Genomic DNA, 26,073 nt, shown 5'->3' with positions numbered 1-26,073 from the left:
CTATCTAATTTTGTTGTAGTTCCATGATAACGCTATCAAAATCATCTGTCAAGTTTGTGGTCTGAATTATCTCTTCGTTTGTGTATGGGTTTACAAAGCGAAGGCAATGGCAATGTAAGGCTTGACGTGTAATGCCATAATCCATGCTTCCGCCATACATATCATCTCCCAGCAATGGAAAGCCAAGATGCGAAAAATGCACACGAATCTGGTGGGTACGTCCCGTATGGAGACGAATATCTACCAAAGCTACCTCACCAAAACGCGCCACAACTTCATAGCTCGTGTGGGCGTATTTGCCAGACGGATGCACACAACGTGTGATGATACTATCATCTGAACGAGCAATTGGTGCAATAATCTCACCTTTATCTGCTAATTCACCTTTGCCAGAAACCAAAGCATAATACCGTTTTTCAATGGTTTTATTTTGCAGTTGCTTATCTAATCTAGCATGTGCATAACCATGTTTGGCAAACAGCATCAATCCACTCGTATCCTTATCCAAACGTGTCACAATATGCACCTGTTTATTGGGATAATTTTGCTCTAGATAATAATGTTTCACAAAATTAGCAATCGTATTAGAATGCAAAACACTTGGAATACTAGCATAGCCATGCGGTTTATTTATAATCAAAAAATGTTCATCTTCGTAAGCAATATTAAGATCATGTTTGACAGGAATTAATGTCTCATGTTCTTCTTCGTCAGGAATTTCAATGGAAACAACATCACCAACGTTCAATAAGTAAATGGCATTTTGTTCAACACCATTTACCCATATATTCCCGCCTTTGAACTTAACTTTGGATAATAATCCTTTTGAAACATCGTGACCTTTTAAAAATGTTTTTACTTTTGTCTGTCGGTCAGCAACAAAATCAAATCTCACGACTCCAACTCTCCTATAAAGGCATCTGTTACGCGTTCCCAGAAACTTGTATGGAACGGTGTCGCCACAAAACTAATTTTTTTATTGTCAATGCAATATTCAATTTTAGACACATTTTTGTAATGCATCGTTTTATTATCGATTGAAATCGTGTAAACGCCTTGACGTTTAGGAATAATTTCAATTTTATCTTTTTTAGGAACAATAACTGAAGACCCTAGCGTGCGATAGACACGATTATTCAAACTAGAAATTTCCGCCAGCTGCAAGGCTTCTATTGTCGGATGCAAAATCGCACCACCTAATGATTTATTATAACCTGTACTTCCTGTTGGTGTCGATACAGAAAGACCGTCACCACGGAAACGTTCTAGTTTCACTTTATCAATAACAACATCCGCAACCATCGTTTTTTCAATACGTTTAATGGCCACTTCATTCAACGCACGCGCTTTAACCACACGCCCATCGTCCAAGGTAATTTTTGTCCTCAAAATAGGATAAGAAACCTTACGTCCCTTATCAGCATGCAAATTTTCGATCAATTTTTCAACTTCAAAATCACGATAATCCGTATAGAAACCAAGGTGTCCTGTATGGATTCCGACAAAGCGCGCTTTATCAAGATTTTTTTCATACATGTGAAACGCTGATAACAACATACCATCACCACCGATAGAAATGACAATATCAGGATCTTTCTTAGATAGATAAAATCGCTTGTCCTCCTTGAAGGTCGTAAAAAGTTTTGAAGCAACTCGCCTACTTTGGTATTTTCCGTTTGCCACGATAGCTACTCGTGTCACTTTATCTGTAATATTCGTCTGTGTCATCGCTATTTCCTACACCATCACTTAATTTTCGACTTGCGGGATCAAATAAAAGCTGTGCCTCTCTAATATCCTCACGAATCTTTCTCATTTCTTCATCCAATTCAAGCGCAATTTTCGCTGTCGTTTCAAGGCGTTTCTTGATTTCATCTGGAAATTCACCCTTGTACTTATAATTCAATGAATGCTCAATTGTCGCCCAGAAATTCATGGCTAACGTTCGAATTTGAATCTCAGCCAAGACCGTCTTTTGACCATCTATCGTCTCTACTGGATACTCTACAATAACATGATAAGAACGATAGCCACTTGCTTTCATGTTATTGATATAGTCACGTTCTTGAACAATTGTCATGTCGTGACGGCCACGCAAAAGAGCTAGAACTTCATCAACGTCATCTACGAATTGAACCATGACACGAACACCTGCAATATCTTGCAAATCCTGTGCAATATTTTCAGGTTTAATTCCCCGAAGTTCCATTTTTTCCTTGATACTTTCAACTGATTTTACACGACCAGTTACAAATTCAATCGGAGAATGGCGATTTTGCTTACGAAACTGCTTACGAATACCACGTAGTTTAATTTTCAACTCCCCAACTGTCTGTATGTAAGGATCTAAAAATTTTTCCCAGTCCATCATATTTCCTTCCTAATGGACCTGTCACGAAAGACATGACCAATCCTTGTCAAAAAATTGACTTTTGTATAAAATTAATATAATAAACTAATTATACCATAAATCTAATGGTGAAAAAAAGGAAATTTATTTATGACACACCTTGAAATTGAGTACAAAACCTTACTCACTAAAGACGAATTTAATCGTCTCAATAATCAGTTTTCACACGTAGCACCAGTCACACAGACAAACTACTACTTCGACTCAGAAAACTTTGATATGAAGGCTAACCGTATGTCATTACGTATTAGAACCTTGCCCAACCGTGCAGAAATAACACTAAAAATTCCAAAAGAAGTTGGCAACTTAGAATATAACTATAATTTGAGTGTTGCAGATGCTAAAGAAATCATCAAATCTGGAGAATTTCCAGATGTTGATTTTCTAAACCTTATCGAAGAAAACGGGGTTAAACTCTCAAGTCTTAAAAACTTTGGCAGCCTTACAACAACACGCCGTGAAACCATGACTAAAATTGGTTTAATGGCACTTGATAGCAACCAATACGCCGGTATTAAAGACTACGAACTTGAATTAGAAGTTGAAAATGCCGAACAAGGCAAGAAAGATTTTGACAACTTCTTAGCCGAACACGCTATCGATTTCAAGTACGCTAAAAGTAAAGTTGCTCGATTCAGCGCGACTCTAAAACGAATTTAAGGCGCTTTTCCATGAGAAAGTGCTGAATTATTTCATTTTTTTTGATAGAATATAAGTATTAATTTTAAAGGAGTTTATTTATATCATGGCAGAACATTACGCCGACAAACAATTCAAGCTTTTTTCTCTTTCTTCTAACGTAGAGATTGCACAAAAGATTGCGGACACAGTTGGTGTCCCACTTAGAAAAGCGTCAACACGTAAGTTTTCAGACGGCGAAATCATGATTAACATCGAAGAAACAGTTCGTGGAGATGATATTTACATCATCCAATCTACTAGCTACCCTGTTAATGACAACCTTTGGGAACTTTTGATTATGGTTGATGCTTGTAAACGTGCTAGTGCAAGCACAGTTAACGTGGTTATCCCTTATTTTGGTTACTCACGTCAAGACCGTATCGCTGCATCACGTGAACCAATTACTGCAAAACTTGTTGCTAACATGTTAGTTAAAGCTGGCGTGGATCGTCTATTGACTCTTGACCTTCACGCTGTTCAAGTTCAAGGATTCTTTGATGTTCCAGTTGATAACCTCTTTACTGTTCCACTTTTTGCTAAATACTACTATGAATTAGGACTAAAAGGTGAAGACGTTGTCGTTGTTAGCCCTAAAAACTCTGGTATCAAACGTGCTCGTAGCTTAGCGCAATACCTTGATTCACCAATCGCAATCATCGACTATGCAGAAGATGATTCTCACCGCGAAGAAGGTTATATCATCGGTGAAGTTGCTGGTAAAAAAGCTATCCTTATCGATGACATTTTGAACACAGGTAAAACATTTGCTGAAGCTGCTAAAATCGTAGAACGCGATGGCGCAACAGAAATCTATGCCGTAGCAAGTCACGGTTTGTTTGCTGGCGCTGCTGCCGAAAGCCTTGATACAGCTCCTATTAAAGAAATTTTAGTAACTGACTCTGTCGCTACTAAAGAACGCTTGCCAAAAAATATTAAATATCTTTCAGCAAGCAAATTAATTGCTGACGCGATTATTCGTATCCACGAAAAATCACCACTCAGCCCATTATTCTCATATAACGCTACAAAGGACTAACTAATATATGATATATCTCGATAATGCTGCTACTACCCCTCTCACACCTTCTGTTATTGACGCAATGACAGAAATCATGGTCAATGATTTTGGTAACCCCTCAAGTATTCATGGCATTGGACGTCAAGCCAACCAGCGCCTACGCTCGAACCGCCAAATGATTGCCTCAGCCTTAAAGACTGACCCACGCCGCATTATCTTTACATCTGGTGCAACCGAAAGCAACAATACTGCTATCAAAGGTTACGCCCTTGCTAATCAAGCTAAAGGAAAACACCTCATCACTACTGCTATCGAGCATCATTCCGTGCTTCACACCATGGCATACTTGGAAAAACGCTTTGGTTTTGAAGTGACCTATCTAAAGCCTGAAAATGGTCATATTTCTGCGCAACAAGTTGCGGATGCTTTACGTGATGATACTATTTTGGTCAGCATCATGTTTGCCAATAACGAAACTGGTGATCTTCTTCCTGTTAAAGAAATTGGAGAACTTCTTCAAGACCATAAAGCCGCATTCCATGTCGATGCCGTTCAAGCCGTCGGAAAAATTGATGTCTTTCCTGAAGAAATCAAAGCTGATTTTCTTTCAGCTTCTGCTCATAAATTCCATGGACCAAAAGGTGTCGGTATTCTCTACTCAACACCACAGCATTTTGATAACTTGCTTCATGGTGGCGAGCAAGAAGAGAAACGCCGTGCTAGTACGGAAAATATGATTGGTATTACTGGTTTGACACAAGCTTTGTCTGACGCCGTTGCTCATAAAGATGAAAATTATCAACACGTTCAAGAACTTCGTCAAGCGTTCCTTGATGGCATTTCTAGTTTGGATTATTATATCAATGGGAGCCAACATAAAATGCCTCACGTTCTTAACATCGGTTTTCCAAATCAAAACAACGGCATTCTTTTAGCGCAACTTGATTTAGCAGGTTTTGCCGTTTCAACAGGTTCTGCTTGTACTGCTGGAACAGTCGATCCAAGTCATGTTTTGTCTAGCATTTATGGTGACGATTCTCCACGTTTAACAGAATCTATTCGCATTAGCTTTTCAGAGCTTAATACAATCAGCGAAGTCCAACAACTCGCTAAAAAATTAATAGAAATTCTAGGAAAATCAGATGGCATTTGAAAAAGAAATTACTTTAGAAAATTGTCTCTATAGCTATGCTATTAGCGATAACATCAAAAAATACACGCTTCGTGATACCACATTTTCACAAAATCGTATCGGAAACTACGAATTAACACGCTTGTTGGAAAAAGTGCCTAATTCTGGTGATGGTTTTCCATTGAAAATTACGATTAACAAAGATTTGACAGGTTTTAAACTCAGCATTACTGATAAATCTGGTCTGCGTTTTGTCAATATCTTCAAATCTGAGGACAATAAAATCCTTCAAGAAAAATTTTATTTCTTAATGGATAGTCTTGTGGAACGTGATATTTTCACAAAAAAACGTATTTAATAACCTTTTAAGCGCTAAAAACGACTTAATATCTAACATTTTTTGTTAGTTTAAGTCGTTTTTTTAGCTTATTTCGTTAAATTTGTTTCTATTTTCACAAACTTTTTGATACAATAGTGTTAACAATTAAAAGGGAGATGGTATTGTGATTACTGAGAAATCTATTCCTAAAGCAACAGCTAAACGACTCTCACTTTATTATCGTATTTTCAAGCGATTTAATACAGATAATGTCGAAAAAGTGAGTTCTAAACAAATTGCAGATGCTATGGGAATCGATTCTGCAACCGTACGTCGAGATTTTTCATATTTCGGCGAACTAGGACGTCGAGGATTCGGCTATGATGTCAAAAAATTGATGAATTTCTTTGCTGATATTTTAAATGACCATTCAACGACAAATGTTCTTCTTGTTGGTTGCGGAAATATTGGACGAGCTTTGCTTCACTATCGTTTCCACGATCGTAATAAAATGCAAATTGCTATGGCTTTTGATACTGACGATAATGAGATGGTGGGACATGAAACATCAGATGGCATTCCAATCTATGGTATCTCATCACTAAAAAAACATGCGCAAGAAGCTGGCATTGAAACAGCTATTTTAACTGTTCCAAGTTCAAAAGCTCAAGAAGTTACGGATGTCTTGGTTGATGCTGGTATTCATGGTATTTTGAGCTTCTCTCCTGTTCACCTCAATGTTCCAAAAGGTATCATCGTTCAATACGTTGATTTAACAAGTGAGTTGCAAACCTTACTATATTTCATGAATCAATCCAATCAAAATAAATAGGCTATCAAGTTAGCTTCAAAAACAACATTCTTGATACTTTCCACTAAGTGAAAGTATCTTTTTGTTGCTTACCATTTATATTTTATGAATGACTTTCTTCTGCTGCTTTCTCATTAGCAATTCAAAGTGAACGACATTACAAAACATCTGTTTCTTCTCGGAAGCTGTAATATTGGTATTTTCCAATGACGATATGGTCAAGACAAATAATACCAATATCTTCACAAGCGCGTTTCATTTTTTGGGTAAATTGCAGGTCGTTCTCGCTTGGCTCTGGGGAGCCCGACGGATGATTATGGACAATAATAACTGATGTTGCCATGTTTTTGCATGCATAATAGAGAATTTCACGTGGTTCAGCAATCGAACGGCGAACAGAACCGATAAAAATCGTTCGTTGTTCAATAATTCGATTTTGCGTATCCAGATAAATAGCTACCAAGTGCTCTTGTTTTTGGTCGCTCAATTCTAACATCATTTTACGTGCTAGGCGTTCGCTGCTCATAATGCGTTCTTTTTGGATATATTCAGCCTTGCTAATGCGCTTTGCTAGTTCAATCATTGCTTTGATTTCAATTGATTTAACATAGCCAATACCATTGATTTGTTGCAATTCTTGCAGGGATAGGTGTGGAAAATCAGCTAAGCTATCTAAATTTTTCAAGATTTGATTGGCAACTTCCAAAACTGGGGTTGTTTTTGTTCCTGTTCGTAATAAAATAGATAATAGTTCCTGATTGCTAAGGTGCTCTGCCCCCAAATCTCTCAAGCGTTCTCGTGGCAACATAGCATCTGCTTTCATTTCAATTGCATACATAATAAAAAGTACCTCCACTTATTTATTCGTAAGTCGAGATACTTTTTTAATGATTTTTCTTATTTTTTAAAAGTAATGCGCGGTGCTGATAGTGTTTATAAAGAGCACTGTAACGTCCGCGGTAATCTTTTTTCCATGGCTTATTTCGTCCGCAAAAATGCAAGAAAACCGTATGTTCAATAACCCAATTTAAATTCCATTTGCCAGAACTTCTACTATAATAAAGAACATTATATCGCACATCGTAATTATAAATCTGGTCAGGAATTTGCAAGGTTTGATGACCATATAAGGCATTCAAGATGTCTTGGTCTGGCAACAACAAGAGATAATTATTTTGCTCAATATAATCTAAAATGTCTTGTCGGTGCACCGACTGGCGAATGGCATCCAAGTTCATCAAAAGGACACCAGAATTAAAATACCCTTCTGCCTCAAAATTCCGTAAACGCAGTTTATTAACGAGTTCTGAAATATTGCCATCTGACGTATGGCTAGCAGCGGCATATAGTTTATCCCCTAAATTCAGCTTATATAAGGGAACAACATCATTCAAACACAAAATATCCGCATCAACGTATAAAATCTTGTCCAATTCCTTTGGCAAATATTCATGAGCCAAAAGGCGATAATAAATGGTCTCAGGGTAACGATTTGTCGTCGGAGCATCTTCAAATACTTCCTCACCAATCACAACAGGCGTATAACGGACACCTAGTTTTTGACAGAATTCCGAAATGTCATCATTCTTTTTTAACAATTGCTTTTGTAAAACATAAACTGCTAGGTTATGATTGCTACTATTTTGATAAATCGAATATAGCGTGACCATAAATTGCGAAACATAGCCATCATCGATTGAAAAGAGTAAATTGATTGTATCCATATTACCTCAGTTATCTAAGTTTGCTTGTTGGCGCTTAGCAACGTTGTCTTTAATGATTTGATAAAGACTTGCTGCCAAAGGTACAGCTACTAACATTCCAAGGATACCCCATAAAGCACCACCGATTGTGATTGCCATTAAGACCCACATACCTGATAATCCAATTGAACCACCAACGACACGCGGATAAATGACATTCCCTTCAAATTGTTGTAAAACAATCAAGTAAGCTAAAAAGAGAAACGCTTGTGAAACAGATTGTGTAGCAATTAAGATAAAACCAATGGTCGCTCCGATATAAGCACCAATAACAGGAATTAATGCCGTAAATGCAACCAAAATACCTATTGTTGCCGCATAGGGGAAACTAAACAGAAACATTCCTGCTGCTGTCAAGCTCCCCAAAATCATCGCTTCTAGCGTTTGACCAACAAAGAAACCGTGAAAACGTTGGTGCAAAATATCTAGGACATAGTGAACTTTTTCGGCGTATTTGCCAAGATAGGTATCAATCAAAAGATTAAACTGACGCCCCAATTGTTCTTTGCTTGCCAAAACATAAATTGAAAAGACCAAGCTAACAAAGACATTTAAAACAGTTGAAGCAATCGTACTAACCGACGTCAAAACCCCTGTTAAAACGGACAGCACTTGGTTTAAAATTTGCTGACTATACTTTGAAAAGGTTGAGTTAATATCAGATGAATTTCCAAAATAATCAAGTAATTCTTTGATAGCCTTATTATCACTAACTTCTTTAATAAAATTAGCAACGCCGGTCGTATCAATCTTCAGCAAAGAATTGATACTTGAAATCAAATCAGGCAGGACAATCGAAAAAAGCCAGCTAATCAATAAAATAAAGGTCAAGTATGCCAAAATCATCGAAATCGCACGTTTGGCTTTCAAGAGTATTCTATTTTTAATAACGCGCGTGTAGAGCATCTCATATAAGCTCATGACAATGTTGACAATATAGGCAATTCCAGCACCAATTAAAAAGGGGAAGCTTGCCTTATAAATCGTTCCGACAATTGATGCACCATTACTCCAATAAGCTTGGATAGCATAACAAAGGACAAAGGCAAGTACAACATAATAGACTTGTTTTTTCTCGAATTTCATAACAGCTCCTAATTTTCAGTTGCTTTCATTATATCATATCAAAATTTATCGAAAAAACGAAATATCTACTTCTTTTAACCTGCTTTTTGCTATTCCTCGCTAACAATACCATTTATCATAAATTTGCCCACTAATGGGGTCAATGATTCTAATTAAATCATAAGTGTCATCCGTGATACTGTAATGAAAAATGCAATTCAGGGTGATTTTCTAATTTTAAAGCACTAAAAAAGCTCATAATTGCACCTGAATGGCTAACTGCTAAAATCGTTGCGTCATCGTCTGATTGCGACACTAGACGAAAAACAGTATCACTAACCCGTTCTCTTACCTGCGTTTCACTTTCACCGTCATATTTTAGGTAGAAATCACCATGCCCCTTTTGATTGGGTTCACGATTCGGGTGTAAATACTCTGGCTTTCCTTCCATTCGACCAAAATTAAATTCTTTCAAACCTTTGAGCCGTGTATAATCTGCACGTCCGCTCACAATTTCTAAAGTATCAGAACAACGTTCTGTTGTCGAACAATAAAGCTCATCAAAAGTAATGTGATGAGTATGAAAATAATTACGCGCTGCTTGAGCTTTCTGCTTGCCATTTGTCGTCAAGGGAGAATCACACCAGCCTTGAATTAACCCAAGTTGATTAAACAAGGTTTCTCCATGACGCATTAAGTAGAGTGTCTTACTCATTCTCTTTCCTTTCAAAAATATACTCTTTTTCTATTGGATTATAGATTGATTGCACCATAATATCCTTACCGTCATAAGTCATTTTGAAAATGGCACAGTTTGCCAGACGTTTCTTAGGAACTAGCGGATTCAGCGTAGCATGGCGGTAAAACTGGGTTATGGCCGCACCATGACTGACAAATAAGAGCTGGTCTTCATCACTACTTTGCTCTAAAACCTCACGAATGGTTTTAGCTATTCGTTCATAAACTTGAACATTGGATTCACCACCATAATCCATAAAATAATCACGGTAACCTAAACCATCTTCACGGTGTAATGGCGGGTTGAGGTATTCTTGGTGTGCTTCGTAAGAACCAAAATCCATTTCTTTTAGTCCTTTCAAACGAATATAATTCGTGCGCTCCGTTGCTAATTCAGCAGTATCACAAGCACGTTCCTGCGTCGAAGAATAGACACGTGTAAACGTAATGCCCTCTTCTTTAAAATGTTGTCTAGCAGACTTTGCTTGCTCAATTCCCAGTTCAGTCAAGGGAGAATCACAAGCTCCTTGGATACGTCCTTGAAGATTAAAGCGCGTTTGACCATGTCGCATTACATAAAAAGTTTTAACCATTTTTAATCCCTTTCAAATGAATATGTCTTAAATGCCTTGGTTGGTAAAATCAGTTTTTGCAACTCTAACTGTTCTTGATAATATTGGAACTCACAAATAGCACAATTTGAAAAGCCAACTTCCTCTGGAAATTGAATACCGAGCTGCAGACAAATACCCCACATCGTTGATCCATGGCTAACCATTAAAATATTATCAGCATGATCATCGTTTGCCAGCACTTCAAGAATACTGTCCAAAGCCCACTTACCAACAGTTACAATGTCTTCGCCACCAAAAGGCACCAACAAATCTTCAAACGAATTAGCACTTGTTCTAAATTTAGGCAAAAAAAAATTCAGGCTGAGCTTCAAACTCACCAAGGTTCATCTCTTTGATGCCTTTTAATTGGGTGATTTGTGATTGACCAGATGCTAATTTAGCAGTATCTGTCGCTCGTTCTTACGTTGAAGAATAAACACTATCAAACCAAATGCTATTTTCATTAAAATAATCTTTGGCAAGAAGAGCTTGCTGAATACCTAAAACTGTTAGAGGCGAATCGCAAGCTCCCAGCACCCGCCCTTGTGTATTAAATAAAGTCTCGCCATGGCGCATCAAATACAATTTTGTTGCCATTTATATCATTTTCCTTCCTAGCAAATAAACTCAGCTGAAAAAGCCCAACTGAGTTTATTATCATTAATCGTTTAAAATATTAGCACCACGTGTTGCAATCAAATCTTTATAAAAGAAAAATGAATCTTTACGTGAGCGGTCAAAGCTACCGTTTCCTTGGCCGTCAGCATCAACGTAAACAAAACCATAGCGTTTTGACATTTCAGAAGTTGACGCTGAAACAAGGTCTGTACAACCCCACCAAGTGTATCCCATCAAATCAACACCGTCCTCAATGGCTTCATACATTTGTTTGACGTGTGATTGGAGATAATCAATACGGTATTGGTCGTGAATCGAACCGTCTTCTTCTACTGTATCAAGAGCACCTAGACCATTTTCAACAACCATAAGTGGTACTTGGTAACGGTCATAAAGATTGTTAAGCGTAATGCGGAGTCCTACAGGGTCAATTTGCCAACCCCAGTCAGAAGCTTCAAGATATGGATTTGGTTCACTTAGGATAAGATTTCCTGCTATCTGGTCACCAGTTTTTTGCTTACGAGCAATTGAACTCATATAATATGAGAATGACATGAAGTCAACAGGATATTTTTCAAGAATTTCAAGGTCACCGTCTACGATTTCTAATTCGATATTATTTTCTTTAAAGAAACGTTTGGAATATGCTGGGTATTTTCCGCGAACTTGAACATCAGAGAAGAATAGATTTTCATGGTTTTTTTGATTTCTTCCATGACGTCTTCTGGATTGCAGGTCGCAGGATAGGCTTGCATACGCGCTAACATACACCCAATCTTGAAATCAGGATTAATCTCGTGACCGATTCTTGTTGCCAAACTTGATGCTATAAACTGATTATGAGCTGCTTGATACATATCTTGTAGGTCTAATTTGCCATCATCAAACAAGAGCCCACCTGGTAAGTAACCAGTCATACCAATAATATTGATTTCATTAAATGTCAACCAATATTTGACCTTATTGTAACGATTAAAGACAGTTTCAGCATAACGAACAAAAAAATCAATCACTTTACGATTTTTCCAGCCACCGTATTCTGTTACCAAGTGGATTGGAAATTCATAGTGAGATAAAGTAACCAGTGGCTCGATGCCGTATTTATTAAGCTCATCAAAAACCATATCATAAAAAGCTAACCCAGCTTCATTCGGTATCGCATCATCACCATTTGGAAAAATACGTGACCATGCAATAGAAAGACGAAAAGTCTTGAAGCCCATTTCGGCATAAAGGGCAATATCTTCTTTATAACGATGATAAAAATCAGAGCCCCAACGTTTTTGGATAAAGCCCTTCTTTATCATTCAAAGCTGCATCCAATTTAGCACGAGTCATTGGTGAATTAAATTCACTTCCCATTGATTTGCGTTCTTCTGGAGCAACGGCACGCGCTGTATCCGATGTCGCTGGACCACGTCTGTCAACATTCCAAGCGCCTTCAAATTGATTGGCAGCTGTTGCACCGCCCCACAAAAATCCTTCTGGAAATTGTTTTGTCATATATAGTCACCTCATACATTGATTTACTCTTGTATTATAACCAGAAATATAGGCGTTTTCTATTACTATGTTCATGAAATATGATACTATACCACTATTATTGCGATAATTCACTAAAAAAATGTACTTTTAGCCTATGATAACTGAATTTATTGGGTAAATAGGAAGTCTTTTTCATTTGTTCAACTTTTTGATGATTATGTTCTGATAAAGATTTGTAAAATCCCTTAACCAAGCCTTTTCTATCCTTTATTGATATAGACTTTTCAGATGACAATTTGACAAACGGCATTTCTCTCTATATAATAAATAAGTTGAAATTATTCTATTTTTTCTGAAAATACGAAAAATAGATAAAGACTAGTACTCATTTAGTGGTTAATAGTTAAAAAATTAGTTTTATCTTTTAACCAGTGATTTAAGTGCTATGATTATTAGGAGTTTTTACTTATGTATGATTTTCTATCGTCTTTGGACAGCCTTGTCTGGGGACCGCCACTCCTTGTTCTTCTTGTCGGAACGGGGATTTACCTTTCTACTCGTTTAGGTCTGTTGCAGGTTTTCCGACTTCCAAAAGCCTTGAAACTCATCTTTTCAGCTGAGGCTAAAGGTCAAGGAGACATTTCAAGCTTTGCGGCTCTTGCAACAGCTCTCGCAGCAACCATCGGAACTGGGAATATCGTAGGAGTCGCAACTGCCATTAAGTTAGGTGGACCTGGTGCGTTATTTTGGATGTGGATGGCTGCTTTCTTCGGTATGGCAACCAAATATGCCGAAGGTGTTCTTGCCATTAAATACCGTACCAGAGATGCCAACGGAGACATCGCAGGCGGACCAATGCACTACATCGTAAACGGAATGGGCAAACATTGGAAACCACTCGCTATTGCTTTTTCTATCTTTGGTGTTATGGTGGCACTTTTTGGTTCTGGGACATTTACACAAGTTAATTCTATTACAGATTCTCTTAACAATACCGTTGGTTGGTCACCTAAAGTAATCAGTCTTGTTTTAGCTGTGCTAGTTAGTATTATCATCTTTGGTGGTATTCAATCTATCTCTAAGGTAGCTGAAAAAATTGTTCCTTTCATGGCAATTATTTACATCTTAGCAACCCTTACAATCCTAGCCTTCCATTTTGACTATATTATTCCAGGTTTAGGATTAGTTTTACATTCAGCATTTACTGGAAAAGCCGCTACGGGTGGTTTTGCTGGTGCAACAGTTGTCACAGCTGTTCAAGCAGGGATTGCACGTGGTATCTTCTCTAATGAATCTGGACTTGGTTCTGCACCTATTGCCGCCGCTGCTGCTAAAACGGAAGAGCCTGTTGAACAAGGGCTTGTCTCTATGACAGGAACATTTATTGATACCATTATTATTTGTACTTTAACAGGTCTTTCTATTATCGTTACTGGTGACTGGTCAAGCAATTTGAATGGGGCAACGCTCACGCAATCAGCATTTTCATCTGTCTTTGGAAACTTCGGTGTTTATACCTTAACTATTAGCTTGATCTTATTTGCCTTCACAACGATTCTTGGTTGGTGCTACTATGGGGAACGTTGTTTTGAGTTCTTATTTGGTGTTAAAGCTATCCCGGTTTATCGTATTGTCTTTATTGCTATGGTTGCTTTGGGTGGCTACATCAGTCTAGAAATAATTTGGGTTATCGCAGATATTGTTAACGGGCTTATGGCAATTCCAAACTTGATTGCCTTACTAGCACTTTCACCAATTATTATTAAAGAAACAAAACATTATTTTGATAATCATTGATTAAAAATCTGGAATGAATTCCAGATTTTTAATTTGCTATCGTCGCTAAAGGGTTGATTTTATCATATTTTCTTTGTGATAAGCTTAAACTGAAAGTTCTAAAATGAAGCTAGCCACTTGAGCGTATCAAAAAACATCTCAGAGAGATATAATTGTAATCACCACAACAACAATTAGAAAGCCTCCGAGATGCAAAACTATTATACACCAAAAGGGAAACATTTAACACTAGCTGACCGTAGAAATATAGAACGTTGGCTTCATGAAGGACTCTCACATCTTGAAATCGCTAGAAGATTAGCCAAAGCTTCTCAAACCATTCACAACGAAGTCAAGCGTGGTCAAGTCAGACAACCAGTTCGTAAAGGAAAATTTGAAGTGAGTTACTCAGCTGACTTTGCACAAGATACTTATGATAATAATCGTAAACGTTCTGTGAAGCGGTTTTCTCTAACTAAAGAGCTCAGAGAAAATATTGTCCACTACATCAAACAGAAATACTCTCCTGAAATGATAGTCAAAACAAAGGGTATTAATGTCTCTATCTCAACCATTTATTATTGGATTCATCATGGACAACTAGGCCTAACCAGAGCAGATATGCTTTATCCTCGTAAGGCGCCCCCTAAGAAAAAACAAGTCAGCCCCAATTTTGAACTTGCTGGAAAGTCTATTGAGGAGCGACCAGAGAGTATTAATAATCGTAAGAAGCTAGGGGATTTTGAGATTGATACTGTTATTCAAACACGGGCTAAAAACGAGTGCTTATTGACTCTGACTGACAGGAAGAGTCGCTATCAAATCATTCGGCTTATTCCTGACAAGTCGTCTACTTTAGTTAATCAGGCCTTGAAAGCTATTCTAAAAAACTATCAGATTAACTCTATCACAGCAGATAACGGGACAGAATTCAGTCGCTTAGCGGATGTCTTTGACCCTAAACATATTTATTATGCTCATCCCTATTCTTCTTGGGAAACAGGAAGCAATGAGAACCATAACAGGCTGATTCGTCGTTGGTTACCGAAAGGAAGAAAAAATGCGACTCCACAACAAGTCGCAGTCATTGAAAATTGGATTAATAACTATCCAAAGAAAATTCTAGATTACAAATCTCCTAAAGAGTTTTTACAAACTGGCTAACTTGGACTTGAAATTTAGCGCCAAGCTTAAACTAATGGTATAATAGAGAGTAATATTTATTTTAACGATTATTGATTTTATGATATAACTATCGTTTTCAAAGGAGTTATTGCTTATGCCAACACCAGCTGAGAATCTTCGGTTAGCTAAGCGTGGTCCAATAGTAAGCATCATTGCCTATCTTACGATTTCAGCCGCCAAGCTAATTGCAGGTTACACGCTTAATTCATCATCACTTATTGCCGATGGTTTTAACAACTTGTCTGATATTTTGGGAAATGTCGCTCTGCTAATCGGGCTTCATTTAGCCAGTAAGCCAGCGGATGCCGAACACCGTTTTGGGCATTGGAAAATTGAAGATTTAGCGAGTTTGATTACATCCTTTATCATGTTTATCGTTGGTTTCCAAGTGCTGTCTCAAACAATTCAGAAAATTATTTCTGGAAGCCGCACAGCCATTGACCCAGAGGGAGCTATCGTCGGTGTTATTTCAGCCATTATTATGTATGGTGTTTATGTTCACAATAAACGTCTATCGCAAAAAGTGAAATCAAGTGCTCTGGTTGCTGCGGCAAAGGATAATTATTCTGATGCGGTCACTTCTATTGGTACGTCTGTTGCTATTGTTGCCGCTTCTTTCAATCTTGTTATCATTGATAGACTTGCTGCTATTATCATTACCTATTTTATCTTGAAAACAGCTTATGACATTTTTATGGAAAGCGCCTTTAGCTTATCAGATGGATTTGATGAAAAAGAGCTTAAAAAATACAAGGAAACCATTTTAAAAATTCCTAAAGTAACTGCTGTTAAATCTCAACGTGGGCGTTCATATGGAAGCAATATTTACCTTGATATTGTCGTCGAAATGAATCCAGACCTTTCTGTTTATGAAAGTCATGAGATTACCGAACAGATTGAAACATTGCTCAGTCAGGAATTTTCGGTGTACGATACCGACGTTCACGTTGAACCTGCTGCTATTCCCGAAGATGAAATTTGGGAAAATGTTTATAAAAAACTTTATAGAGACGAAAAAATCATTCTTTCTAAAATTCCAGACTACGAAGACCTACTAGCTGATAATTTTACACTTATTGATGATGACGGAAAAACTTATTCAAAAGAGGAAATGATTTCCCGTAAAAAACATTACATGAGCAATTTTGATAATTTTCAAATGACATCAATCAGCCAAAAAACAAAACTCATCACTTACACTCTTGGTCATAAATCACACACTAGCATTTGGCGTCGTAAAGAAGAATGGCATCTTATTTTCCACCAGATTACCCCAATTAGCGATAACTCTAATATTGAAGCAAAAGACTAAACAAGAAATCTATCAAAATCATAATAAACAAAAACTCTGAGGCTAACCTCAGAGTTTTACTATTTTCGTTTAGTTTTTAACGTCGTCTGTTGCGACATCTTCACCAAACCATTTGTTTGAAATTTCTTGGAATGTACCATCTTGATACAATTTCTTAAAAGCTTGATTGATTTTCTTAACAAGTGTTTTATCGGCTTTACGAGCACCAACGGCAAAGTCTTCACCGTCAAATTCACTTGAAATGATATTGTAGTTATCAAGTTCGCCTTCTTGTTCAAGGTAGTAATTAGCATAAACTTTATCAATCAACAAACCGTCAATACGGTCATTTTTCAAATCGATAAGTGCTTGTGTGAAAGTTTCGTATTGTGTTGCATCGCCACCAGAAACAATGTCCTTCAACACTTCTGGATTTGATGTGAACGCATCGTAACCAGATGACCCTGACTGTGCACCAAGCACTTTATCTTTCATATCAGCAAAGCTTGTAATGCCTGATGATTTTTTAGTTACCAAGACTTGCTCGTTAACCATGTATGGTTTTGTGAAGAGGACTTTTTCTGCACGCTCATCTGTGATTGAATAACCGTTCCAAATCAAATCAATGGTTCCGTTATTCAACTCGGTTTCTTTCATATCCCAGTTAATTGATTGCCATTTGACGGTAATACCATATTCTTTAAAGACGGCATTTGCCAAATCAATATCAAAACCGACATTGCTTCCGTCCTCATCCTCGTACCCCATAGGAACAAATGTATTGTCAAAGCCGATAATAATTTCACCATTTTTAACGTAAGTGTCCCATTGGTCAGCGCTAGTAGCTTTTTTAGATGATGAAGAACTACAAGCTGCCAAAGTTAGTGTTGATACAAGCGCCAAAGCGCCCACAAGAACTTTTTTGAATTTCATAAACTCACCTAGTAAGACTTTCTTTATTTTGGATTAATTTTTAAAATATGATCTGAAATGCTTTCTGCAAACTGTAAATCGTGGGTAACAACGATTTGAGTCATGCCAGCTTCGCGATTTTGTAAAATCAACTTTTCAACTTCTTGACGTAATTCTGGGTCAAGTGCTGATGTTGGCTCATCATAACCAATAATTTGTGGATCAATCATCATAGCACGCGCCAAAGCCACACGTTGTTTTTGACCACCTGACAACGAATACGGATAAGCGTCAGCGTGTTCACCAAGACCAAGGCGCTGAAGCAAGGTAACCGCTTTTTCTTTAGCGGATTCTTTTGTCATGCCCATTGTTTTTACAGGTGATAAGGTCAAATTATCTAAAACAGATAAATGAGGGAAAAGTTGAAAATCTTGGAAAACAAAACCAAGTAAATTAAGCGTCTCTAAATGGTCTATAGGAACAACTTCGCCATTGTAAATGATTTCCCCAGAATCAATTTTTTCAAGTCCTGCAAGCATACGTAGCAAGGTTGTCTTTCCGCCACCTGAAGGACCAACGAGAGATAAAATTTTGCCATCTTCAATCGTCAAATTAAAATGATCAAAAATCTTCTTTTGACCAAATTGTTTGGAAATATTTTTTAATTCTAACATCTGGTCACCTCTTATTTATAGTAATTAAATTTTTTCTCAGTTTGTTTTGAAATCAGTGTCACCACACCAATCATTAATAGGTAAATTGCTCCAGCAACAAACATCGGTGCTAATGTGGCGTCACGATTGGCTGCAGTTTTACTTGCAAGCAACAAATCACCCACACCAAGAACGTAAACCAATGATGAATCTTTAACAAGATTAATAATTTCATTGAAAACACTTGGTAAAACAATCTTGAACACTTGCGGTAAGATAATATAATGAATCGTTTGAAGTTGATTTAGTTTTAAAACCTTAGCTGCTTCGTATTGCCCTTTAGGAATGGCTGCAATACCTCCGCGGAAAATTTCTGCAAAATAAGCTGCGTAATTCAACGTGAACGCTAAAATAGCTGCTGGCAAGCGATCCATTACAACACCAACACTCGGCAACACGTAGTAGAAGAAAATTAATTGTAATAGCAATGGTGTTCCACGCATAATCCAAACATATAACGTCAACAACCATTGTAATGGTTTGAATTTAATCTGCATCAAAAAAGCCAAGACAGCACCAAACGGTATTGACAAAACAATAACAATACAGAAAACCTGCAAAGTTACCTTAGCGCCATCTAACAAGCTTGGCAGAACTTGTAAAATATATGACATGTGATCTCCTAAATAGAATTTGCTTCTATTATACCAAAATTTCAGACGGTTTGAATATATCTGAGAATATTTTTACATAAAAAGTATAAAAATAACAGACATTTGCTGACTAGTTTCTGCTTAAAAATTTTTCCAAAAATCGTCATCAAACTAAAAAACTAGACATCTCGCCTAGCTTTCAATCATTACAATTTTTTAACAAACTCTGATTTTAATTTCATTGCGCCAAAACCATCAATTTTACAATCAATGTTGTGGTCACCTTCAACAAGACGAATGTTTTTCACACGAGTTCCTTGTTTAAGGTCTTTTGGTGCACCTTTTACTTTTAGATTTTTCACGATAGTAACACTATCTCCGTCAGCAAGACGTGTACCGTTGCTATCAAGAACAACCAAACCTTCTTCAACTGAATCGCTTGGATTCCATTCATAAGCGCACTCTGGGCAAACTAGTAATAAACCATCTTCGTAAACATACTCAGAGTTACATTGTGGACAATTTGGTAAAGACATCATTTCTCCTTATCAAAAATAGCTATAACTTTTATTTTCGATTTCAAAAAGTTACATAACCCATTTTACCCTAGAAATCGCTATTGGACAAGAGATTATTCAACAGTAACCGACTTTGCGAGGTTAGAAATCGATATAAAAAGGAGGCAAAATGCCTCCAAACAAAAATTTATCCTCTAAAATCGTCGTTATAGATTTTCGGTGCTATCAACAATCTCTGAAATCAAGTCTTGGTCTGTTAAACCTGTCACATCAGCAACCACTTCTGGTAATGGTTTTGTCGCCAAAAATTCTTGCAATTGAACACTTTGTTCATCGTTTGAATCGTTGTAATTAAAAACAAAAGCAATTGTCTTAAGGAGATTTTGATAAGATAACTGACGTTCTTTTAATTCACGAATTGGACGAATAAAGCCTTCATCATAACCAAGTTTGAGAATTGGTGTTCTGTCTATTCTATTAACATCATCAACGATAAAAGGATTTTCAAACCGACTGATAATAATTTCATGATAATCAATCAATGTCGGCACAGTTTCGACAAATAATTTTGGATTATCGATATTCTGATAGGCAAAACGACTGAGAAGCATTTGACTGGCAAGCAAATATTTTTGAAAATCATACTGCGGTGTCCGAATGATTTGTTCACGAACTCTCACTTCTCGATGTACCTGCACATTTTGAAGGTATTCTTGTAACGGTAATAATTCTTTTGCATCTGGATAAATTGAAATCATCTTGATGTCATCATTGTGTAAAACCTTGGTTGATAAAACGCTGTCGTAGTATTCCTTGTCCTTAGCATCATACTGAGAACTTGCTTTGACTTGAATTGTTTCAACAAAAGGCGCAATGGTCTTCATCCTTGTCACTAACAATTCCGTAGCTAATGGGCGTTCATCAGTTAACAACAACAGCGAAATAGGGAAAATATCTGGCTCTATAATTTCTGTAGTGGGTAAATCCACTGTAGAGATTATGGAGCCTTTTTTAGTGTAGAAAAAAAGTCCCATATGACCTATAATGAAAAGCGACTAAACTCATATTAGAAAGGGTTCATATGGAACAACTAAATCTTATCACAAATTTTCTCAGAATTAAAGACAAAAATATCACTATCACTGATGAATATAATATGGGGACTCACTTAGAACTCCACGGTCACTTGGACTACACAGCCCCTAAATGCCCAAAATGCAAGGGACAAATGGCTAAGTACGACTACCAGAAAACTTCTAAAATCCCCTACCTAGAAACTGCTGGCTACCCTTTGCTTATCCGTCTTCGAAAGCGTCGTTTCAAGTGTAAAGATTGCGGAAAAATGGCGGTAGCTGAAACTCCTCTTGTCAAGAAGAATCATCAAATACCAGCTATTGTCAACCACAAAATTGCCCAAAAACTGATTGAGAAGCTATCTATGACAACCATTGCGGAAAGCTTAGCAGTATCCACCTCTACGGTCATTCGTAAACTAAAAGAATTTCTGTTCAAGACAGACCTGAACTGTCTTCCAACCAATATGAGCTGGGATGAATATAGCTTCAAGAAGGGAAAAATGAGCTTCATCGCTCAGGATTTTGACTCGCTTACTATCTTAGCTATTCTAGATGGACGGACTCAAGCAACCATTCGTAATCACTTCCTCCGCTATTCCAGACAGGTTAGAAACCGCGTCAAAGTCATCACTATGGACATGTTTAGCCCCTACTACGATATCGCTAAAAAGCTATTCCCAAACGCTAAAATCGTCCTCGATCGCTTTCATATCGTCCAACACCTTAGTCGTGCTATGAACCGTGTCCGTATTCAAATTATGAATCAATTCGACAGAAAATCGCAGGAATACCGAGCCTTGAAACGTTACTGGAAATTGATACAACAAGATAGCCGTAAACTCAGCGATAAACGATTTTATCGCCCTATGTTTCGAATGCATTTGACTAACAAGGAAATACTCGAAAAACTCCTGTCTTTCTCCGAGGAGCTACGACAACACTATGAACTCTATCAGCTTCTCTTATTTCATTTCCAAGAGAAGAACTCAGACCATTTCTTTGACCTCATCGAACAGGAAATAGCCATCGTTAATCCTATTTTCCAGACGGTATTGAAGACATTTCTAAAGGATAAAGACAAGGTTGTAAACGCCATGGATTTACCTTATTCTAACGCCAAACTGGAAGCTACCAACAACCTCATCAAAGTCATTAAACGCAATGCCTTTGGTTTTCGCAACTTTGAAAACTTTAAATTAAGAATTCTCATCGCTTTGAATATAAAAATGGAGAGAACCAACTTAGTCCTCTCCAGGTTATGACTTTTCATCAACCCACTACAGTTGACAAAGAGCCCATAAGAAAAGCGAGTTTTACTAAGAAACCCGCTCTTTTATTATCCAACTTTTGTAATATTGGTTGCTTGAAGACCACGTTGGCCTTGCTCCACTTCAAAATTCACTTTTTGACCATCTTCCAAAGATTTGAAACCATTAGACTGAATTTCAGAAAAGTGTGCAAATACATCTGGTCCACTTTCTTGTGAAATAAAACCAAATCCTTTTTCTGCATTAAACCATTTGACTGTACCTTGTACCATTTTTGTTACCTCTTTTTATTTATTTGTAAAACGAATCAAGAGGAAAAACAAAAGATGAAACTGATACTTAAACTCTAAACTTATTTACATTGTCTATTTTAACAGGATAATCATCATTTGTCAACAATAAAAGTTGATTATTTGATAAACTTCATCATTTCACTTCCACGGATTATAAAATCTCCCCTGATTTGCAATAAAGAGGGTAATGGTAATGCCTATGAGGAAGAAAATGATAATTAAGACGATGTAATCCATTTGTTTCAGAGGCTGGTAGGTGTACCAGGTTCTCTTTTTATTTTTTCCAAAGCGCCGTAATTCCATCGCAGTTGATATGGTATCAATTCGTTCCAAAGAACTGAAAATCAATGGGATTACAAGTGATAAATTCCCTTTTATCCGACCCACTAATCTCCCTTTTTTAGACAACTCTAGACCCCGTGCCTCTTGTGACATCCGAATCGTATAAAATTCTTCTTGGATATCTGGAATATACCGCATAGTCAGATTTACTGCATAAGCGACTTTATATGAAACCCCAATTTTATTCAAACTTGATGCAAACTGACTGGGATGAGTGGTCATTAAAAAAATCAAGGCAACAGGAACAGTACAAAAATATTTCAATAACAAATTGAGCAGATAAAATAGTTGTTGGCTCGTAATAGAATAAGTCCCAATCCCCGACCACAAAACGGTCTCTGCTCCATATAAAGTCACACCATAAGTTGGGGCAAATAGATACACCATCAATGCGTTCAGCAAGGCAAATACTGTTGTAAACAAGAGAACAAAGGAAACATCCCGATAACGAATGCCCGATAATTTAAACAGGCTGACGGAAAACACGGCAATGCATAAAATAAGACGAGTATCGTAGGTAACCATCGCAACGACGGAAAAAGCTAGAAAGAACAATAATTTACTGACTGCTGAAAGACTGTAGATAAAACCTTGTCCATTACGATAACCAATTAATGACTGGCGATTCATCAGTTCCTCCTCTCTTCTTGCATATAACACATCGTCAACTCTAAAGGATTCACTCTAAGACGTTCTGCCAAATGGAATATAGAGGTTTCTTTCAAACTGGCCTGTTCTATCACAGCAACATCTGATAATATTTCTGCCGGACTAGCATCTTCAATAATCTGCCCATCCACCACTACAACTGCTCTATCTGAATAATCCAGCATGAGTTGCATATCATGGGTAATCATGACAATGGTATGCCCTTTAGCATTTAATTGATCCAAAAAATCCATCATTTCTCGATAATGTCGCTGATCCTGCCCGGCTGTCGGCTCATCCAGTAGAATGATTTCCGGATTGAGAACCAAGATAGAAGCAATCGTCACCCTTTTTTTCTGACCATAGGAAAGTGCCGATATAGGCCATTTACGGAAAGGGTATAAGCCACAAACTTCTAATATATTGAGAACGCGCTGTTCAACTACTTCCTCATCTACTCCTCGCAAACGGAGGCCAAGTGCCACCTCATCAAAAATCATATTTTGACTTATCATCTGGTTAGGATTTTGAAGAACATATCCAATACGCTCCGCACGCTCTTTAATAGAATCATCCTGAATAGATCGACCTTTCCAAAGAAGTTCTCCCTCTGGCCGAATAAAGCCACAGAGTGCCTTGGCTAAGGTAGATTTGCCAGCACCATTCTTTCCGACAATTGCCAACCGCTCACCCTTATGAATGGTAAGGTTAATATCTTTTAACACCTGCTTCTCTGGATAGGAAAAATGTAGATGGTTTGTTTCTAATAATACTTCCTCTGACTCACTTTCAAAATGCAAAGCTGGTAGTTGACCAACAGTCAAGGATGCTACATCAACCTCCCATACTGAAGCAAGATGCTCTGCGTCTTCAATTGGATAACCCAACGCTCGAAGAGTAGAAATATAGAGAGGTTCACGTATCCCATTTTCTTGTAACAAGGAAGTCTTCAATAATTGATCTGGGTTTCCGTTAAATAAAATTTGACCATCATTTATCAATACCACCCGATCCACATGACAGTACAAGACATCTTCTAAACGATGTTCAATAATAATCGTTGTGGTGCCTTCTTGTCGATGCAGTCGGTCAATCAAATCAATCGTATCCTGACCTGATTTAGGATCCAAATTAGCAAGTGGTTCATCAAACAATAAAATAGGGCTCTCATCTATTAACACTCCAGCTAAACTGACACATTGCTTTTGACCTCCAGATAAATCTTGTGGCCGATGGGCCAATAAGTCTGTAAGTGACAATTTTTCTGCCCACTCCCCTATTTTTTGATGCATGATCTGTTGACTTTCCATATCATTTTCTAGGGCAAAGGCAAGATCTTCTGCAACCGACAAACCAACAAACTGTCCATCTGTATCTTGAAGTACTGTTGATACTAGTAAAGATTTATCATAAACTGATAAATCAAAAGCCTCCTGACCATCCAAAATCAGGCTCCCACTGTGTTCTCCCTTATAAATGTTGGGAATAATGCCATTGAGACACTGCCCTAACGTTGACTTTCCGGAGCCAGAAGGTCCAATGATTAAGACTTTCTCCCCTTGATAAATGGATAGTCGAATATCCTTTAAAGTTGGCTCCTGCTGTTCCTGATATTTAAATGTAAAATCTTTAAATTCAATGATTTTTTTCATAGAACCATTATAACGTAAATTGGCTTTAAAAAAAAAGGAAGAATCACTAGATTCCACCTTTGTGAAGATGTTCTGTCAATATTTCTCAATCAGAAATGTCATTTATAATAAAAATTGCACTGATTTCTCAATGCAATTTATTTTTTAAGCATTTACAGGCGCCAAACTCTCCCCGATTGCTTCCAATCGTTCTGCCCATTCCTGTCGTGTCAAACCATTTTCAACAATGTAGCGGTTACGCTCATGAGCACGACATTCAGCTGAACAGCCACGAACATACTTGTGTTCATTCTCTTCCGATGTCAAAATACGACGGTTACAGAATGGATTGCCACAGTTAACATAGCGCTCACATGGTGTGCCATCGAACCAGTCCTTACCAGCGACAACTGGGTTAACATGGTTAACATCGACCGCGATACGCTCGTCAAAGACGTACATCTTACCATCCCACAATTCGCCACGAACTTCTGGGTCTTTACCATAAGTTGCGATACCACCGTGAAGCTGACCGACATTCTTGTACCCTTCACGAACCATCCAGCCCGAGAATTTCTCACAGCGAACACCACCAGTACAGTATACAACTACGCGCTTATCCATGAATTTCTCTTTGTTATCACGGACCCATTGTGGCAATTCACGGAAGTTGCGGATGTCTGGGCGGATCGCACCACGGAAATGCCCAAGGTCGTACTCGTAGTCATTACGCGTATCCAAAACAACTGTATCTTCATCCAAGAGAGCTTCTTTGAACTCTTTTGGTGACAAGTAGGCACCTGTTGTTACAAGTGGATCTATATCGTTGTCAAAGCCGTTGTCTTCCAAACCAAGGTGAACAATTTCTTTTTTATAACGAACAAACATTTTCTTGAAAGCTTGCTCATTTTCTTCGTCAATCTTAAACCACAAATCGCTGAACAATGGGTTTGCATGAACGTAGTCCATGTATTTTTGTGTTGTTTCATAATCACCAGAAACAGCACCGTTGATTCCCTCATCGGCAATCAAGATACGTCCTTTGAGTCCGATAGACTTACAGAAAGCCAGATGCTCAGCAGCATAGGCTTCCGCATTTTCAATTGGGACATATTTATAATAAAGTAATACACGAATGTCTTTTGACATAATTTCTCCTTCTCAATCTTTGCA

The 26,073-nt window shown here is 37.6% G+C and carries 24 protein-coding genes and 4 pseudogenes; 9 read left to right on the top strand and 19 right to left on the bottom strand.

Going from position 1 to position 26,073, the window contains the following annotated elements:
• Positions 1–4: 4 nt before the first annotated feature.
• Genes SMA_RS04765 through yjbM form a run of 3 tightly spaced genes read right to left on the bottom strand, consistent with a single transcriptional unit; the run spans position 5 to position 2,368 of the window.
• Entirely contained in the window at positions 5–895 is an 891-nt protein-coding gene (locus SMA_RS04765) for an RluA family pseudouridine synthase (protein WP_014294484.1), read from the bottom strand.
• The gene (locus SMA_RS04760) at positions 892–1,728 is read right to left on the bottom strand and encodes an NAD kinase (protein ID WP_014294483.1); all 837 of its coding nucleotides are present in this window, start codon (positions 1,726–1,728) and stop codon (positions 892–894) included. The genes SMA_RS04765 and SMA_RS04760 overlap by 4 nt, the downstream gene beginning before the upstream one ends.
• Positions 1,703–2,368 carry a GTP diphosphokinase gene (yjbM, locus tag SMA_RS04755; RefSeq protein WP_039670822.1) on the bottom strand — a complete coding sequence of 222 codons (666 nt, stop codon included), beginning with the start codon at positions 2,366–2,368 and terminating at the stop codon, positions 1,703–1,705. The genes SMA_RS04760 and yjbM overlap by 26 nt, the downstream gene beginning before the upstream one ends.
• Before the next feature lie 132 nt (positions 2,369–2,500).
• Here yjbM and SMA_RS04750 point away from each other — a divergent pair, with 132 nt between their 5' ends.
• The 5 genes from SMA_RS04750 (at position 2,501) to SMA_RS04730 (ending at position 6,392) form a co-directional block, all read left to right on the top strand.
• A complete protein-coding gene (locus SMA_RS04750; protein WP_014294481.1) occupies positions 2,501–3,070 on the top strand; it encodes a CYTH domain-containing protein in 570 nt (189 codons plus the stop codon).
• Between the two features lie 85 nt (positions 3,071–3,155).
• Entirely contained in the window at positions 3,156–4,127 is a 972-nt protein-coding gene (locus SMA_RS04745; protein ID WP_014294480.1) for a ribose-phosphate diphosphokinase, read from the top strand.
• A 7-nt stretch (positions 4,128–4,134) separates the two neighbouring features.
• The gene (locus tag SMA_RS04740; protein ID WP_014294479.1) at positions 4,135–5,262 is read left to right on the top strand and encodes a cysteine desulfurase family protein; all 1,128 of its coding nucleotides are present in this window, start codon (positions 4,135–4,137) and stop codon (positions 5,260–5,262) included.
• Complete coding sequence (locus tag SMA_RS04735) at positions 5,252–5,599, top strand: DUF1831 domain-containing protein (protein ID WP_014294478.1); 348 nt, start codon at positions 5,252–5,254, stop codon at positions 5,597–5,599. Before SMA_RS04740 ends, SMA_RS04735 begins: the two co-directional genes overlap by 11 nt.
• 145 nt (positions 5,600–5,744) lie before the next feature.
• Positions 5,745–6,392, top strand: coding sequence for a redox-sensing transcriptional repressor Rex (locus SMA_RS04730; RefSeq protein ID WP_014294477.1), 648 nt, complete (start codon positions 5,745–5,747; stop codon positions 6,390–6,392).
• 136 nt (positions 6,393–6,528) lie between these two features.
• Here SMA_RS04730 and radC read toward each other — a convergent pair whose 3' ends face one another.
• The 7 genes and pseudogenes from radC to SMA_RS04695 form a co-directional block, all read right to left on the bottom strand.
• Positions 6,529–7,209: a RadC family protein gene (gene radC, locus SMA_RS04725; RefSeq protein ID WP_014294476.1), complete on the bottom strand. Its 681-nt coding sequence runs from the start codon at positions 7,207–7,209 to the stop codon at positions 6,529–6,531.
• A 46-nt stretch (positions 7,210–7,255) separates the two neighbouring features.
• A complete protein-coding gene (locus SMA_RS04720; protein WP_014294475.1) occupies positions 7,256–8,095 on the bottom strand; it encodes a glycosyltransferase family 8 protein in 840 nt (279 codons plus the stop codon).
• A 6-nt stretch (positions 8,096–8,101) separates the two neighbouring features.
• On the bottom strand, positions 8,102–9,220 hold the full coding sequence (locus SMA_RS04715) for an AI-2E family transporter (protein ID WP_014294474.1): 1,119 nt from the start codon (positions 9,218–9,220) through the stop codon (positions 8,102–8,104).
• Positions 9,221–9,319: 99 nt separating this feature from the next.
• Positions 9,320–9,914, bottom strand: a pseudogene (locus SMA_RS04710) (histidine phosphatase family protein).
• Positions 9,907–10,530, bottom strand: a complete 624-nt coding sequence (locus SMA_RS04705; RefSeq protein ID WP_014294472.1) for a histidine phosphatase family protein — start codon at positions 10,528–10,530, stop codon at positions 9,907–9,909. Before SMA_RS04705 ends, SMA_RS04710 begins: the two are co-directional and overlap by 8 nt.
• Positions 10,531–10,532: 2 nt before the next feature.
• Positions 10,533–11,148: pseudogene (locus SMA_RS04700) on the bottom strand (histidine phosphatase family protein).
• A 63-nt stretch (positions 11,149–11,211) separates the two neighbouring features.
• Positions 11,212–12,672: pseudogene (locus SMA_RS04695) on the bottom strand (glycoside hydrolase family 1 protein).
• A gap of 450 nt (positions 12,673–13,122) precedes the next feature.
• Between SMA_RS04695 and SMA_RS04690 the strand changes: the two are divergent.
• From SMA_RS04690 to SMA_RS04680, 3 genes are all read left to right on the top strand, one after another.
• Positions 13,123–14,451, top strand: a complete 1,329-nt coding sequence (locus tag SMA_RS04690; protein ID WP_014294469.1) for an alanine/glycine:cation symporter family protein — start codon at positions 13,123–13,125, stop codon at positions 14,449–14,451.
• Between the two features lie 189 nt (positions 14,452–14,640).
• On the top strand, positions 14,641–15,594 hold the full coding sequence (locus tag SMA_RS04685; RefSeq protein WP_014294468.1) for an IS30 family transposase: 954 nt from the start codon (positions 14,641–14,643) through the stop codon (positions 15,592–15,594).
• 115 nt (positions 15,595–15,709) lie between these two features.
• A complete protein-coding gene (locus SMA_RS04680; protein WP_014294467.1) occupies positions 15,710–16,927 on the top strand; it encodes a cation diffusion facilitator family transporter in 1,218 nt (405 codons plus the stop codon).
• Positions 16,928–16,996: 69 nt separating this feature from the next.
• Here the strand turns inward: SMA_RS04680 and SMA_RS04675 are convergent, their stop codons facing one another.
• From SMA_RS04675 to SMA_RS11665, 5 genes and pseudogenes are all read right to left on the bottom strand, one after another.
• Complete coding sequence (locus tag SMA_RS04675; RefSeq protein WP_014294466.1) at positions 16,997–17,839, bottom strand: amino acid ABC transporter substrate-binding protein; 843 nt, start codon at positions 17,837–17,839, stop codon at positions 16,997–16,999.
• Positions 17,840–17,862: 23 nt separating this feature from the next.
• Positions 17,863–18,492, bottom strand: coding sequence for an amino acid ABC transporter ATP-binding protein (locus SMA_RS04670; protein WP_014294465.1), 630 nt, complete (start codon positions 18,490–18,492; stop codon positions 17,863–17,865).
• A gap of 11 nt (positions 18,493–18,503) precedes the next feature.
• Entirely contained in the window at positions 18,504–19,145 is a 642-nt protein-coding gene (locus tag SMA_RS04665; protein WP_009854101.1) for an amino acid ABC transporter permease, read from the bottom strand.
• A 185-nt stretch (positions 19,146–19,330) separates the two neighbouring features.
• Positions 19,331–19,660, bottom strand: a complete 330-nt coding sequence (locus SMA_RS04660; protein WP_014294464.1) for a zinc ribbon domain-containing protein YjdM — start codon at positions 19,658–19,660, stop codon at positions 19,331–19,333.
• A gap of 188 nt (positions 19,661–19,848) precedes the next feature.
• Positions 19,849–20,184: pseudogene (locus SMA_RS11665) on the bottom strand (mannitol dehydrogenase family protein); the annotation flags it as partial.
• A 539-nt stretch (positions 20,185–20,723) separates the two neighbouring features.
• Between SMA_RS11665 and SMA_RS04650 the strand changes: the two are divergent.
• The gene (locus SMA_RS04650; protein ID WP_014294462.1) at positions 20,724–21,980 is read left to right on the top strand and encodes an ISL3 family transposase; all 1,257 of its coding nucleotides are present in this window, start codon (positions 20,724–20,726) and stop codon (positions 21,978–21,980) included.
• A 74-nt stretch (positions 21,981–22,054) separates the two neighbouring features.
• Here the strand turns inward: SMA_RS04650 and SMA_RS04645 are convergent, their stop codons facing one another.
• The 4 genes from SMA_RS04645 to trhO all read right to left on the bottom strand — a co-directional run bounded on the left by SMA_RS04645 (position 22,055) and on the right by trhO (position 26,049).
• On the bottom strand, positions 22,055–22,258 hold the full coding sequence (locus SMA_RS04645) for a cold-shock protein (protein WP_014294461.1): 204 nt from the start codon (positions 22,256–22,258) through the stop codon (positions 22,055–22,057).
• A gap of 159 nt (positions 22,259–22,417) precedes the next feature.
• A complete protein-coding gene (locus SMA_RS04640) occupies positions 22,418–23,251 on the bottom strand; it encodes an energy-coupling factor transporter transmembrane component T family protein (RefSeq protein ID WP_014294460.1) in 834 nt (277 codons plus the stop codon).
• Positions 23,251–24,921, bottom strand: a complete 1,671-nt coding sequence (locus SMA_RS04635; RefSeq protein ID WP_014294459.1) for an ABC transporter ATP-binding protein — start codon at positions 24,919–24,921, stop codon at positions 23,251–23,253. The genes SMA_RS04640 and SMA_RS04635 overlap by 1 nt, the downstream gene beginning before the upstream one ends.
• A gap of 144 nt (positions 24,922–25,065) precedes the next feature.
• Positions 25,066–26,049 carry an oxygen-dependent tRNA uridine(34) hydroxylase TrhO gene (trhO, locus tag SMA_RS04630; protein ID WP_014294458.1) on the bottom strand — a complete coding sequence of 328 codons (984 nt, stop codon included), beginning with the start codon at positions 26,047–26,049 and terminating at the stop codon, positions 25,066–25,068.
• Positions 26,050–26,073: the final 24 nt, after the last annotated feature.

It is taken from the genome of Streptococcus macedonicus ACA-DC 198 (assembly GCA_000283635.1).
Classification (GTDB): Bacteria; Bacillota; Bacilli; order Lactobacillales; family Streptococcaceae; genus Streptococcus; species Streptococcus macedonicus.
The sequence above is the reverse complement of the archived record's forward strand: the minus strand, read 5'-3'. Positions and strand labels throughout refer to the sequence as shown.